Source organism: Leifsonia sp. KNZ12-8B, from assembly GCF_056755495.1.
The window spans coordinates 1-12,370 of the sequence record NZ_JBPGXM010000112.1; the positions used below are offsets into that span (position 1 = coordinate 1).

A 12,370-nucleotide genomic window follows, 5' to 3' on the forward strand; every position below is an offset into this window, starting at 1 on the left:
AGATGTGTATAAGAGACAGGTCTCCTCCATCACAGCCGTCCCCTTCCGTCTCGACCATTAAGACCGATCAGGCGCCGGGAATGTGAGTCTCCACCTCACATTCCTGCATGCCACTTCGTCAACAGAGGTATGGACAACACACCACTGCGCCGCGCTCTGCTCGCGCTCGGCGTCGCCCTGGGGGCGTACGTCGGCGGCTGGGCCTTCGCGGCACCGGACGCCTTCTACCGCTCCTTCCCCGGCTTCGGCCTGCACTGGGTCGACGTCGACGGTCCCTACAACGAGCACCTCGTCCGCGACGTCGGCGCCCTCTACCTCGGCCTCGGCGCCGCCAGCCTGGCCGCCGCGCTCTCGCGTTCCGCGCAGCCGGGGAGGGTCGTCGGGCTCGCCTGGGCGGTCTTCGGGGTGCTGCACTTCGGCTACCACGCCCTCCACCCCGAGGGCTCGGCCGGTGACGTCGTCGGCTCGCTCGTGTCGCTCGGGCTCAGCGCGCTGCTCGGCGTCGCTCTGCTGCTGCCCGTGCGCCGCCGGGCCGGGGCCGCTGCGCCCCGCACGATCGTGACGGAGGTGCTCCGATGAAGGTCGCGGTCGCGGGTGGAACGGGTGTGGTCGGCCGGCACGTCGTCGCCGCGCTGCGCGCCGCCGACCACGAGCCGGTCGTGCTCAGCCGGGCGGCGGGCGTCGACCTCACAGGAGGCGCGGAGGCGCTGCCCGGTGTCGTGACGGCGCTCGCCGGATGCGCCGCGGTGGTGGATGTGGCCTCGGTGGAGACGCTGAGCGCGTCGGCCTCCAAGCGCTTCTTCGGCACGGTCACGCGCACGCTCCTCGACGCCGAGCGCGCCGCAGGGGTGCCGCATCACGTCGCGCTCTCCATCGTCGGCGCGGCGGAGGCCCCGGCCGCGTACTACGCGGGCAAGGCGCTGCAGGAGCGGCTCGTGCGGGAGTCGGGCACGGGCTGGAGCATCCTCCGCGCCACCCAGTTCCACGAGTTCGCGCAGCAGCTCGCCTCCCGCGGCAAGCCCGGCCGGCTGCGGATCGTGCCGGCCATGACCTCCCAGCCGGTCGCCGCTGCAGAGGTCGGCGCCGCTCTGGCCGAACTCGCCGTGGGCGCACCCCGCGGAGACGCGGGCGACCTCGCCGGGCCCCGTGTGGAGGACATGCCGACGCTCGTCCGCCGCTACCTGGCCGCGACCGGCGATGACGGCCGGGTGCTGACGGTGCCGCTCCCGGGACGCTGGGGCCGGGCGCTGCGCGACGGCACCCTCCTCGCCGGCCCGAACGCCCGCCTCGGCACGCAGACCTTCGACGCGTGGCTGGAGGAGGTGCGGGCTCTGCCGACCCGTGACTAGATGCGGGTTGCGGGCGCGAGTCGTGACATCACGTCACGACTCGGCCGGGAGGCGGGCGCGGCGCCGGCTACGCCGCGGTGACCCGCACGGCGTTCGCCCACGGGTCGTCGAACGCGACCGAGCGGCCGTCGTCGCGCGCCTGAACGCCATAGTGCCGCATCCGCTCGCTCAGCTCGCCGAGGTCGTCGGCCGTCGGCACGTGGATGACCACCTCGCCGAGCCCGAGCGCGAGCCGGCGCTGACCGGCCCCGCGGCTGTTCCACGTGTTCATCGCCATGTGGTGGTGGTAGCCGCCCGCCGAGACGAACAGGGCGGACGATCCGAGCGCCGCCGTCGTCTCGAAGCCGAGCCGGTCGACGTAGAAGGAGCGCGCGGTCGCGACATCGCCGACCGAGAGGTGCACGTGCCCGACCGACGCACCGCCCAGCTCCACCGCCGGGTCCGCCGCGCCTGAGGCCCGCTCGCCCTCCGCCAGGGCGGCTGCGCGGTCGGTGAGGTGCTCGCGCAGGAAGCCGTTCGGATCGAGGTACAGCGTGTCCATCTCGACCTGGCCGTGCGTCCAGCTCCACAGGCTGCGGTCGCGGTCCCAGTACAGCTCGACGCCGTTCCCCTCGGGGTCGGTGAAGTAGAACGCCTGGCTCACCAGGTGATCGGCGCTGCCCGTGAACGTGCCGGGCGCGCGGCGGGCGACGGAGTACACCGCGGCTGCCAGCGCCTCCTGCGTGTCGAAGAGGATCGCGGTGTGGAACAGCCCGGCCTCGTGCGGCCCCGCATGGCGCAGCTCGGGAGCGTGCTCCAGGATGACCGAGGGCACGCCGTCGCGCCCCAGCACGACCCGCCCGCCCTCGGCGGCCTGGACCGTGAGGGTGACGGCGTCGCGGTAGTAGGCGGTCATCGCGTCGAGGTTGGCGACGCGGAGGGTGACCGCACCCATGGCGGAGGCGGCGGGCAGAGTTTCGGGCATACCGCATCCAACGCGCCGCGACGCCCCGAAATTTCTGCGGAGCGGCTACGTCTCGATCGCCCCGCCGGTTTCGGCCAGGTAGCGCCGCAGCGTGAGCGTCGGATCGGCCGCCTGCAGCTCGCGGTAACGCCGGAAGTCGAGCTGGTCACGCAGGGAGGCGCCGGCCCGCATCCGTTCGGACTGGGCGCCCTCGACCTCCTGGATGCGCAGGGCCGTCTCGAAGAGCTCGTCGCGCCGCTCGGGCCCGATGACGAGCACGCCGTCGTCGTCGGCGAGGATCCAGTCGTCGGGCGACACCGGCACGCCGTCGAGGAACGCGCTCCGCATCGCGGTCCCGGCCGGCGGCACGCGCCGCGGCCCGAAGGGGTGCGGACCGCGGCTGAACAGCGGAAGCCCGATCTCGCGCAGCTGCGCCGTGTCGCGGTGCCGGCCCCACACGACGACGCCGCTCATCCCGGCCTCCGCCGCCTCCAGCAGCATGAGGTCGCCGACGCAGGCCTCGTCGTCGCGGCCGCCGTTGTCGATGACGAGCACGGCTCCGGGAGGGGCGTCGTCGATGGTCTCGAGCAGCACGTCGACGCTGCCCAGGTGCGTCACGGGCGCCGCCGGACCGGAGAAGGGGCGCCCAGGCAGCAGCGGCACGAGCCCGACCGGCGCCGTCGAGACGACGACCCCCAGCCGCACCGCCGCATCCGCCACCGCCGCCGTCGCCGCGCTCACGTGCCCGCTCCCATTCACGCGCCCGACGCTACCGCAGCCGCCGAGCACAGGAAAAGTGTCGTGGATCGGCGCCTCGAGCGACATCTTTCCTGTGCTCGCGGGCTGGCGGGCACCGTCAGGGGCGCGAGAGGCGTTCCAGGAGTTCGCGGTAGCGCGCGGCCGTCCGCTCGACGATGTCGGCGGGCAGCTCGGGCGGCGTGCCGGTCTTGTCCCAGTTCGCGGCGAGCCAGTCGCGCACGATCTGCTTGTCGAAGCTCGCCATCCGCTCCTCCGGCGTCGTGCCGGTGCGGTACGCCTCCGCATCCCAGTACCGGCTGGAGTCGCTCGTCAGCACCTCGTCGGCCAGCGTGATCTCGCCCGTCGATCGGTCGGCGCCGAACTCGAACTTGGTGTCCGCGATGATCACGCCGCGCGCCTCCGCGATCGCCGCGCCGCGCTCGTACACGTGCAGGGACAGCCGTCGCAGGTCCTCGGCCACGTCGGCGCCGACCAGCTCGACCGTGCGCTCGAAGCTGATGTTCTCGTCGTGCTGCCCGAGCGGCGCCTTCCACGCGGGGGTGTAGATCGGCTCCGGGAGGCGGTCCCCGTTCTGCAGCCCGGCCGGGAGGGGGATGCCGCACACGCTCTGCGCCTCCCGGTACTCCGCCCAGCCGCTGCCGGTGAGGTAGCCGCGCACGACGCACTCGATCGGGAACATGTCGAGCGGCTTCACGAGCATCGCGCGGCCGGAGACCTCGGCCGGGATGCGCTCCACCACGCGGTCGCCGTCGAGCCCGTGGTCGGGCAGCAGGTGGTTGGGCACGTCGAGGCGGTCGAACCACCACAGGCTCAGCGTGGTCAGCAGCTCGCCCTTGCCCGGGATGCCCGGCTCGAGCACGTGGTCGAACGCACTCACCCGGTCGCTCGCGACGACCAGCACGGCGTCGGCGTCGTCGAGCCCGGTGGCGCCCTCCGGCACGTAGAGGTCCCGCACCTTGCCCGAGTACGTGTGGATCCAGCCCGCCAGTTCGCTCACCCGACCATCGTACGGGCTGGCGGACGGCCGCCCCGCGGCGGCCGCCCGCGTCCTCAGCCGAGCAGCTTGGCCTTCGCCGTGGCGAACTCCTCGTCCGACAGGATGCCCTGCGAGTGCATCGTCGCCAGCTGCTGCAGCTGCGCCATCATGTCGCCGCCGGCGGAGGCTGCGGGAGGCGCTGCCTGCTGCTGGTACGCCTGCTGCTGGGCAGCCTGCTCCTGCGCGGCCTGCTCCTGCGCGGCCTGCTGCGCCATCGCCTGCTGCTGCTGGTACGCCTGCTGCTGCTCGTACTGCTGCTGCTCGTACTGCTCCTGCTGCTTGTTCTGCTGGTGCCGGGCGACGCTCCCCGACACCGCCGTGGCCGTGCCGGCGACGACCGCCGTGCGGGCGGCCATCCCGATCAGGCCGGGCCGGCCCATCCTCCTGAGTGGCATGTCTCCTCCTCGCCTTCTGCGGCTCAGCCGGCGGTGGCCGGCGTGCCCTCCTGCTGATCGCGGGCCGACGACCCCGACTGCTCCTGCGCGGCCGCCTGCTCGCCCTCCGCGTACACGGCACCGTCGTCGCCGTCGTCGGCGTCGCTCAGCAGGTCGTCGAACGTGCCGGCGACCACCGCGTTGACGACCGGCGCCGGGATGCGCTCCATGTGCACGACCGCGCCGCCTGACTCGAAGAACCGGCTGGCGAGAGTCTTGGCCCACAGATGCTCGATGACGAGCACCGCGCCCGTGGTCCCCGGCTGGATGAGCTCGGCGATCGCCTCCACATCCTCGTTGCCGGCGAGGCCGCTCGCGTCGAGTTCGACGTCGGCCATCCCGATCTCGTCCCCGATCTCCTCCAGCTCCAGGATCTCGATCGTGCCGTCCTCGCGCCGCGAGACGAACAGCAGGTCGAGCAGCCGGACGGTGCCGCTCTGGACGAGGTCGAGGATGGCCTCCACCACGCCCGCGGACGGTCGATCGCTGTCGAACTGGGCCACGATGAACTCCGCCGGCCCGTACTCGAATTCGGCCATCACGGCCCTCCTCACCCGGGTCCGGCGCCCACCGCCGGCCTCGCTCGGCGCTGACCTTACGCGGGGCGTTCGCGGTGCGGCAAGAGGGTTCTCCGGCGGCCGCGGCCGCGCCGCGACCGGGCCGCGGCCTCCCTAGACTGAACGGACGATCCGGCGACGGACGCCGGTCGCGAGGAGGTCCGCGTGGGCGAGCTGAACTGGGCAGGCAACTACGAGTACCGCGCGAAGCGCATCGCGCACCCGGCGAGCGTCGACGAGCTGCGCGACCTCGTGGTCTCGGCCCGGTCGGTGCGCGCCCTCGGCAGCCGGCACTCCTTCAACGACCTCGCCGACGACGACGAGCTGCTCGTCAGCACCGCCGGCCTCCCCGCCGACATCCGCATCGACGGCGACGCCCGCACGGTCTCCGTGGGCGGCGGCGTGCGCTACGGCGATCTGGCGCGCGAGCTGCAGGCGGCGGGATGGGCGCTGCACAACCTCGCGTCCCTCCCGCACATCTCGGTGGCGGGGGCCATCGCCACCGCGACCCACGGCTCGGGCGACCGCAACGGCAACCTCGCGACCGCGGTCGCCGGGCTGCGCATCCTCACCGCCGGCGGCGACGTGGTGGAGCTGCGCCGCGGCGACGAGGGCTTCGACGGTGCGGTGGTCTCGCTGGGCGCGCTCGGGATCGTCACCGAGGTGACCCTCGACATCCGGCCGACGTACGACGCCCGGCAGCGGCTGTTCGGGGGCGTGCCCTGGGAGGCGGTGACCGGCCGGTTCGACGAGCTCACGTCCGCCGCGTACAGCGTCTCGCTCTTCACGACCTGGGACGAGCCGGCGGTCGACCTCGCCTGGATCAAGGAGCTCGACGGCGTGGAGCCCGCGGTGGGCGACGACTTCTTCGGCGCCCCGGCGCTCACCGAGGCGCGGCACATGATCCCGGCGATGGATGTGCGCAACACCACCCAGCAGCTCGGTGTCGTCGGCCCGTGGAGCGAGCGGCTCGCGCACTTCCGGTTCGAGTTCACCCCGTCCAACGGCGCCGAGATCCAGTCCGAGTACCTCGTCCCTCGGGCGCGGGCGGTGGAGGCGATCGAGGCCGTGCGCGCGCTCGGCCCGCTGATCGCGCCCGTGCTGCAGGTGAGCGAGATCCGCACGGTGGCGCGCGACGGGCTGTGGCTGTCGAGCGCCTACGACACCGACGCCGTCGGCCTCCATTTCACCTGGCTGCGCGACCAGGAGGGCGTGGAGGCGGTGCTCCCGGCCCTCGAGGAGGCCCTGCTCCCGCTCGGCGCCCGCCCGCACTGGGGCAAGCTGTACCTCGACCGCGACGGCGTCGTCCCGACCCTCTACCCGCGCCTGGCGGACTTCCGGGCCCTGGCCGACCGCCTCGACCCGGATTACCGCTTCCGCAACGCCTTCCTCACCCGCCTGCTCGCCTGACCGGGCACGCCAGCCGCCGAGCACAGGAAAAATGCCGCCTTTCGGCCGACGAGCCGACATTTTTCCTGTAGTCGGCGGCTGCGGGGGCGCGGGAGGCTACGAGACGCGGGCCGCGATGTCGGTGCGGTACTGCGCTCCGGGCAGGTGGATGCGCGACACGGCCTCGTAGGCGCGGTCGCGCGCCTCGGCGAACGTCGTCCCCCGCGCGACCACGGAGAGCACCCGCCCGCCGGTCGCGACGAGCCCGCCGGTCGCCGAGTCGAGGGCCGTCGCGGCGTGCGCGATCGTGACCTCGGGCACCGCCCCGGCCTCCGCCAGCCCGGTGATCGGCCGCCCGGTCTGCGGCGCCTCCGGGTACCCCTCGCTCGCGAGCACGACCGTCACAGCGGTGTCCAGCGCGAACTCGGGTCGCGGCATGCCCGCCAGCGCGCCGGTCGCGGCGGCGTACAGCAGCGACGACAGCGGCGTGACGAGCCGCGGCAGCACGACCTGCGTCTCGGGGTCGCCGAACCGCGCGTTGAACTCGATCACCCGGATGCCGCGGTCGGTCACGATGAGCCCGCAGTAGAGGAGGCCGATGAACGGCGTCTGCTCACGCGCGAGCTGCCGCACGGTCGGCAGCGCGATCGTGTCGATGACCTCGTCGACGAACGAGTCGGGCAGCCACGGCAGCGGCGAGTACGCGCCCATGCCGCCGGTGTTGGGTCCGGCGTCCCCGTCGAGCAGCCGCTTGTAGTCCTGCGCGGGGCTGAGCGGGAGCACGTCGTGCCCGTCGCTGACGAGGAACAGCGACACCTCCTGCCCGTCGAGGAACTCCTCCACGAGCACGCTGCCGTGCCGGAGGTACTGCGTCGCGTGGTCGAGCGCGGCGGCGCGGTCGGAGGTGACCAGCACGCCCTTGCCGGCCGCGAGCCCATCGGCCTTGACGACGTACGGAGCGCCCAGGTCGTCGAGCGCGCGTTCCGCCTCGGCGATGGTCGCCGCGCGCACCGCACGCCCGGTCGGGACGCCCGCCGCCTCCATGATCCGCTTGGCGAACGCCTTCGACCCCTCCAGCTGCGCGGCCGCCTTGCCCGGGCCGAACACCGGGATGCCGCGCGTGCGCAGCGGGTCGGCCACCCCGGCCACGAGCGGAGCCTCCGGCCCGATCACGACGAGCTCGATGCCGTGCTCGATGGCGTACTCGGTGACCGCGACGCTGTCGAGCGGGTCGAGTCCGGGCTCGACCGTCACGTCGGCCGCGATGCCGGCGTTGCCGGGGGCGGCGACGATCTCGTGGCCCGCCTCCTCCGCCAGGAGTGCGGTGATGATGGCGTGCTCACGGGCACCGGAACCGAGGACGAGGATCTTCACGCGAACCATGCTAGAGGTCGGGTGGAGGCCGCCGCCCGCGTCCGCGTCCCCGGACGGTCCGCCGGACCGGTGGGAGGATGGCCGCATGGCCCGAGCGAAGATCCCCGACGCCGAGGGCGGCTCCGCCGTGCGGGCGGCCCGCGCCGGCGACGCCCCGCGCGAGACGACCGCCACCGCCGTCCGCTACCTCCTCCAGCTGCTCGCCGAGCGCGCGCCCGGCAACACGGTGGAGGTGCGGGTGCCGCCGTTCGGCGCCGTCCAGTGCATCCCCGGCCCGCGCCACACCCGCGGCACCCCGCCCAACGTGATCGAGACCGACCCGGCAACGTGGCTGGCGCTCGCCGCGGGCGAGCTGAGCTGGGACGAGGGGATCGCGTCGGGAGCCGTGCACGCCTCCGGGCAGCGCGCCTCCCTGGAGGGCCTCCTCCCGCTGCGCTTCTGACGAGCCCGCCCGCCGCTCACCGCTGCCCGACGGCCGCCGACCGGCCCGGCGTGCGCCCAGCCTCCATCTGGGACAATGAACGCATGACCAACGACCCGGAAGAAGGCGCCACCGTCACCGAGACGCAGGTGCGCGTGCACCGGTCGCCGCGCTACTTCCGGTTCATGCTCACCGGCGCGATCCTGTTCGCGATCGTCGCGCTCATCCTGACTTTCGCCTTCCCGGAGAACCCCGCCTACGACCGCGGCGCCGTCTTCGGCTTCCTCCTGGCGATCGGCGTGGCCGTCGGCGTCGCGCTCGGAGCCGTCGTCGCGCTCGCCGTCGACCGTGCGAACGCGCGGAGGGCGCGCGACGTGCGGGCGGATAGAATCGACGTGCACGTCCCCGAAGAGTCGGAGCAGGGCGACACGGAGCAGGGCGAGGAGCCCGCGGCCGATCAGGCGGCGGGGGACGACCCCGGAACCGCCCGCCCTCCCGTCGAGAGCTGAACATCCCCAGAACACCTCGAGAAAGGGGTTCCCCGTGGCCGGTGGCGACGGTCTTCTCAGTCACGATCTGCTGCCCGGCGAGAAGGGACCCCAGGACGCGTGCGGCGTCTTCGGCGTCTGGGCGCCCGGCGAGGAGGTCGCCAAGCTCAGCTACTTCGGCCTCTACGCGCTGCAGCACCGCGGGCAGGAGTCGGCGGGCATCGCGACCAGCGACGGCTCCAAGATCCTGATCTACAAGGACATGGGCCTGGTCTCGCAGGTGTTCAACGAGAACGCGCTCAACTCCCTCCCGGGCCACATCGCCGTCGGGCACACGCGCTACTCGACGACCGGAGCCTCCAGCTGGCAGAACGCGCAGCCGACGCTCGGCCGCACCTCCAGCGGCACGGTCGCCCTGGGCCACAACGGCAACCTGACCAACACCGCCGAGCTGATGGACCTCGTGCACGAGCGCTATCCCGCGTTCGACGGCGAGCTCTCGCGCGGCAACACGACCGACACCGCCGTCGTGACCGCACTGCTGACCGGCGACCTCGACCACACCCTCGAGGCGACGGCGCTGGAGGTGCTGCCGCGGCTGCGCGGGGCCTTCTGCCTGGTCTTCATGGACGAGCACACCCTGTACGCCGCTCGTGACCCGCAGGGCGTGCGCCCGCTGGTGCTCGGCCGCCTGGAGCGCGGCTGGGTCGTCGCGTCGGAGACCGCCGCGCTCGACATCGTCGGCGCCAGCTTCGTGCGCGAGATCGAGCCGGGCGAGCTGATCGCCATCGACGAGAACGGCCTGCGCAGCAGCCGCTTCGCCGCCGAGAAGCGCGCGGGCTGCGTCTTCGAGTACGTCTACCTCGCGCGTCCCGACACCACCATCGCGGGCCGCGGCGTCTACGAGGCGCGGGTCGAGATGGGTCGCCAGCTGGCTCGCGAGCACGAGGTGGAGGCCGACCTCGTCATCCCGACGCCCGAGTCCGGCACGCCCGCCGCCATCGGCTACGCGCAGGCGTCCGGCATCCCCTTCGGGCAGGGCCTGGTCAAGAACTCGTACGTCGGCCGCACCTTCATCCAGCCGTCGCAGACCATCCGCCAGCGCGGCATCAAGCTCAAGCTGAACCCGCTCAAGGAGGTCATCAAGGGCAAGCGCCTGGTGGTCGTCGACGACTCCATCGTGCGCGGCAATACGCAGCGCGCGCTGGTGTCGATGCTGCGGGAGGCCGGGGCAGCCGAGGTGCACGTGCGCATCTCCAGCCCGCCCATCACCTGGCCCTGCTTCTACGGCATCGACTTCGCCTCGCGCGCCGAGCTCATCGCGACCGGCCTGGGGGTGGAGGAGGTGCGTCAGTCGATCGGCGCCGACAGCCTCGGCTACCTCTCGGAGGACGGCATGATCGGAGCGACCGAGCAGCCGCGCGAGCGACTCTGCACGGCGTGCTTCACCGGCAAGTACCCGATCGAGCTGCCGGACGCGCACCACCTCGGCAAGAACCTCCTGGAGCGCCCTGAGGCGACCATCGCCGCCACGGACGACGGCTCTGACGCCTCCTCCGACGGCTGCGAGCCCGGGCCGGACGCCGAGTACGAGCGGCTCGTGTCATACGGGGACCCGGGGCGGCAGGAGTAGCGCCTCCTGGGTGAGGAACATCAGCGGCATCTGATATTTTTGATGCCATGATCGTTCAGCCGTGCCCCAGCATTTCCTCCCGCCTCGCCGCGCGCCCCGCCGCGCGCTCCTCCGCCCGTCGCCGTGTCGCGCGCTCGCTCGCCGTCGTGGGCGGTGTCGCGCTGGCGCTCACCGCGTGCGCAGGACCGACGGCGGCGGCCCCGGGGAGCGCCTCCGCCACTCCGGCGCCCTCGGCGAGCACCTGGTCCTACGACGGCGTGAACGGTCCGGCCCACTGGGACGCCGTCGCGAAGACCTGCCGTGACACCAGCGCGTCGCACGAGTCGCCGATCGACATCGTCACCCGCTCGCTCACGGCCGGGACCTCCGCGATGGCCGTGCGGATCGACTACCGGCCCACGGCGTTCACCGTCGAGAACACCGGTCACACGGTGGAGGCGGTGCCGACCGACCTCACCGCCGACTCGATCGTCCTCGACGGCACGCGGTACTTCCTCCAGCAGTTCCACTTCCACGTCGGCAGCGAGCACACGGTCGACGGCGAGCACGCGGCCGCGGAGCTCCACCTCGTCCATAAGTCGAAGAAGGGGCAGGTGGTCGTGCTGGCCGTCCTCCTCCAGCCGGGCGCCGAGAACGCGGCGCTGACGCAGCTGCTCGACGCCATTCCGAAGCCTGCCGAGGAGGCCGGGCTCGACCACCCGATCGACCCGACGTCGCTGCTTCCCCGCGGCTCGGCGAGCGCGCAGTACGAGGGCTCGCTGACCACGCCGCCGTGCACCGAGGGCGTGCAGTGGAACGTGTACCTCTCGACCGCCACCCTCTCGGAGGTGCAGCTGCAGGAGCTGACGGCCGCCTACCCGGACAACCACCGCCCGGTGCAGCCGCTGCACGGGCGCGCGGTGACGCGGGTGCCCGCCTCCTGAGGGCGGCGCTTCGTCCCCGCCGACGCGGTGCGGCTCGGTGCCCGCGCCGACATTTGCGCCAAATCGCGGTTATACGGCCTCCATAACCACGATTCGCGCCAAATCGGCACGCCGTCGCGGTCAGTCCAGCGCGCCGCGGGCGATCAGCCAGTCCAGGGCGACGTCGGCCTGCGCGGCCTGGAACGGGCGCAGCGCGGGCATCCGCGGCGGCGCCGGCTGCAGCGAGTTGAGCCGGAAGCCGCCGGCCAGTGCAGCCAGCAGCGCATCGATCGCTCGCGGCTCGACCTGGTCGAAGAGCGGATGGCCGAGCAGCTCATCCGTGTCCGGCGAGCCGTTGAGCCGCGCATCGAGGAGGGCGGTGAAGCCGTCGATCCAGTTCGCACCGATGCTCGCCCACGCCCAGTCCACCAGCCACGCGCGTCCGGAGCCGTCGAGGAGCACGTTGTCGGAGCGCGTGTCGAGGTGCACCAGCCGGTCGCCGACCAGGTGCGGCGACACCTCCCGCGTGATCCGGTCGAGGCGCGTCGCGTGCGTGAGCTCGACCGGGCGGAGAGCCGACGGATGGTCCGCCACGAGCGCCGGCCACGACTCCACGCCGATGCCGTCGCTGAGCGGAGGGAGGGGCAGCCCGGCGGCGCGTGGCGCGGCTGCGACGACGTCGAGGATCGCAACGAGGTCGGCCGTCGCCGGCGGCGCGGCGGGGTGCCGGCCATCGACCTCCTCGGTGATCAGCGCGAACCAGTCGTCCCCGTCCGTGTGCTCGGCGACGGTTCCGACCAGCCCGGGTGCCGGAACACCGGCGGGCAGCAGCGCCAGCACCTCCGCCTCACGGCGGTAGAAGTCCGCCGCCCGGCCCAGCCGCTCCGGAGCCGCCTTCACGAACGCCCGCCGGCCGGCGGCCGTTCCGATGCGCGCGGCGACCCCGGGGGAGTACCCGGCCCGCTGATCGGACGCCTCCGCCACGGGAGCGCCGAGCGCCTCCCCGATGCGGGCGACGAGGGCGACGGGCAGCTCCGACCAGCGCACGCGGTCGCTCGTCGCCTCCATCCCGCCACCCTAGCGGC

At 73.2% G+C, this 12,370-nt stretch carries 14 protein-coding genes; 7 read left to right on the forward strand and 7 right to left on the reverse strand.

Annotation, left to right across the window (positions count from 1 at the left end; all coding sequences use genetic code 11):
- Positions 1 to 129 precede the first annotated feature (129 nt).
- A complete protein-coding gene (locus tag ACR9ZG_RS14595; protein ID WP_481285572.1) occupies positions 130 to 579 on the forward strand; it encodes a hypothetical protein in 450 nt (149 codons plus the stop codon).
- Positions 576 to 1,349: an SDR family oxidoreductase gene (locus tag ACR9ZG_RS14600; protein WP_481285573.1), complete on the forward strand. Its 774-nt coding sequence runs from the start codon at positions 576 to 578 to the stop codon at positions 1,347 to 1,349. Before ACR9ZG_RS14595 ends, ACR9ZG_RS14600 begins: the two co-directional genes overlap by 4 nt.
- A gap of 67 nt (positions 1,350 to 1,416) precedes the next feature.
- Here ACR9ZG_RS14600 and ACR9ZG_RS14605 read toward each other — a convergent pair whose 3' ends face one another.
- The 5 genes from ACR9ZG_RS14605 to ACR9ZG_RS14625 all read right to left on the reverse strand — a co-directional run bounded on the left by ACR9ZG_RS14605 (position 1,417) and on the right by ACR9ZG_RS14625 (position 5,060).
- A complete protein-coding gene (locus tag ACR9ZG_RS14605; protein ID WP_481285574.1) occupies positions 1,417 to 2,313 on the reverse strand; it encodes a VOC family protein in 897 nt (298 codons plus the stop codon).
- 45 nt (positions 2,314 to 2,358) lie between these two features.
- Positions 2,359 to 3,033, reverse strand: a complete 675-nt coding sequence (locus tag ACR9ZG_RS14610) for an RraA family protein (RefSeq protein ID WP_481285575.1) — start codon at positions 3,031 to 3,033, stop codon at positions 2,359 to 2,361.
- A gap of 115 nt (positions 3,034 to 3,148) precedes the next feature.
- The gene (locus tag ACR9ZG_RS14615; protein WP_481285576.1) at positions 3,149 to 4,048 is read right to left on the reverse strand and encodes a phosphoribosylaminoimidazolesuccinocarboxamide synthase; all 900 of its coding nucleotides are present in this window, start codon (positions 4,046 to 4,048) and stop codon (positions 3,149 to 3,151) included.
- Positions 4,049 to 4,101: 53 nt separating this feature from the next.
- The gene (locus tag ACR9ZG_RS14620; protein ID WP_481285577.1) at positions 4,102 to 4,482 is read right to left on the reverse strand and encodes an SHOCT domain-containing protein; all 381 of its coding nucleotides are present in this window, start codon (positions 4,480 to 4,482) and stop codon (positions 4,102 to 4,104) included.
- A 23-nt stretch (positions 4,483 to 4,505) separates the two neighbouring features.
- Positions 4,506 to 5,060 (reverse strand): DUF6325 family protein, encoded by a 555-nt coding sequence (locus tag ACR9ZG_RS14625; RefSeq protein WP_481285578.1) that lies wholly within the window; start codon positions 5,058 to 5,060, stop codon positions 4,506 to 4,508.
- A gap of 183 nt (positions 5,061 to 5,243) precedes the next feature.
- Here ACR9ZG_RS14625 and ACR9ZG_RS14630 point away from each other — a divergent pair, with 183 nt between their 5' ends.
- On the forward strand, positions 5,244 to 6,488 hold the full coding sequence (locus tag ACR9ZG_RS14630) for an FAD-binding protein (protein ID WP_481285579.1): 1,245 nt from the start codon (positions 5,244 to 5,246) through the stop codon (positions 6,486 to 6,488).
- Between the two features lie 96 nt (positions 6,489 to 6,584).
- On the opposite strand, the gene purD is transcribed toward ACR9ZG_RS14630, so the two are convergent.
- Positions 6,585 to 7,841 carry a phosphoribosylamine--glycine ligase gene (gene purD / locus ACR9ZG_RS14635; protein WP_481285580.1) on the reverse strand — a complete coding sequence of 419 codons (1,257 nt, stop codon included), beginning with the start codon at positions 7,839 to 7,841 and terminating at the stop codon, positions 6,585 to 6,587.
- Positions 7,842 to 7,926: 85 nt separating this feature from the next.
- Here purD and ACR9ZG_RS14640 point away from each other — a divergent pair, with 85 nt between their 5' ends.
- The 4 genes from ACR9ZG_RS14640 to ACR9ZG_RS14655 all read left to right on the forward strand — a co-directional run bounded on the left by ACR9ZG_RS14640 (position 7,927) and on the right by ACR9ZG_RS14655 (position 11,306).
- Positions 7,927 to 8,283 (forward strand): sterol carrier family protein, encoded by a 357-nt coding sequence (locus ACR9ZG_RS14640; protein WP_481285581.1) that lies wholly within the window; start codon positions 7,927 to 7,929, stop codon positions 8,281 to 8,283.
- Between the two features lie 83 nt (positions 8,284 to 8,366).
- The gene (locus ACR9ZG_RS14645; RefSeq protein WP_481285582.1) at positions 8,367 to 8,771 is read left to right on the forward strand and encodes a hypothetical protein; all 405 of its coding nucleotides are present in this window, start codon (positions 8,367 to 8,369) and stop codon (positions 8,769 to 8,771) included.
- A 34-nt stretch (positions 8,772 to 8,805) separates the two neighbouring features.
- Complete coding sequence (gene purF / locus ACR9ZG_RS14650) at positions 8,806 to 10,383, forward strand: amidophosphoribosyltransferase (protein WP_481285583.1); 1,578 nt, start codon at positions 8,806 to 8,808, stop codon at positions 10,381 to 10,383.
- 47 nt (positions 10,384 to 10,430) lie between these two features.
- Positions 10,431 to 11,306, forward strand: a complete 876-nt coding sequence (locus tag ACR9ZG_RS14655) for a carbonic anhydrase (protein ID WP_481285584.1) — start codon at positions 10,431 to 10,433, stop codon at positions 11,304 to 11,306.
- A 120-nt stretch (positions 11,307 to 11,426) separates the two neighbouring features.
- On the opposite strand, the gene ACR9ZG_RS14660 is transcribed toward ACR9ZG_RS14655, so the two are convergent.
- Entirely contained in the window at positions 11,427 to 12,353 is a 927-nt protein-coding gene (locus ACR9ZG_RS14660) for a phosphotransferase family protein (protein ID WP_481285585.1), read from the reverse strand.
- Positions 12,354 to 12,370 lie beyond the last annotated feature (17 nt).

Bases quoted from the DNA above. Each gene is read 5' to 3' on its own strand.
- ACR9ZG_RS14600 (WP_481285573.1), top strand. From the start codon at position 576: ATGAAGGTCGCGGTCGCGGGTGGAACGGGTGTGGTCGGCCGGCACGTC.
- ACR9ZG_RS14640 (WP_481285581.1), top strand. From the start codon at position 7,927: ATGGCCCGAGCGAAGATCCCCGACGCCGAGGGCGGCTCCGCCGTGCGG.
- ACR9ZG_RS14625 (WP_481285578.1), bottom strand. From the start codon at position 5,060: ATGGCCGAATTCGAGTACGGGCCGGCGGAGTTCATCGTGGCCCAGTTC.
- ACR9ZG_RS14595 (WP_481285572.1), top strand. From the start codon at position 130: ATGGACAACACACCACTGCGCCGCGCTCTGCTCGCGCTCGGCGTCGCC.
- ACR9ZG_RS14660 (WP_481285585.1), bottom strand. From the start codon at position 12,353: ATGGAGGCGACGAGCGACCGCGTGCGCTGGTCGGAGCTGCCCGTCGCC.
- ACR9ZG_RS14645 (WP_481285582.1), top strand. From the start codon at position 8,367: ATGACCAACGACCCGGAAGAAGGCGCCACCGTCACCGAGACGCAGGTG.
- ACR9ZG_RS14605 (WP_481285574.1), bottom strand. From the start codon at position 2,313: ATGCCCGAAACTCTGCCCGCCGCCTCCGCCATGGGTGCGGTCACCCTC.
- ACR9ZG_RS14620 (WP_481285577.1), bottom strand. From the start codon at position 4,482: ATGCCACTCAGGAGGATGGGCCGGCCCGGCCTGATCGGGATGGCCGCC.
- ACR9ZG_RS14655 (WP_481285584.1), top strand. From the start codon at position 10,431: ATGATCGTTCAGCCGTGCCCCAGCATTTCCTCCCGCCTCGCCGCGCGC.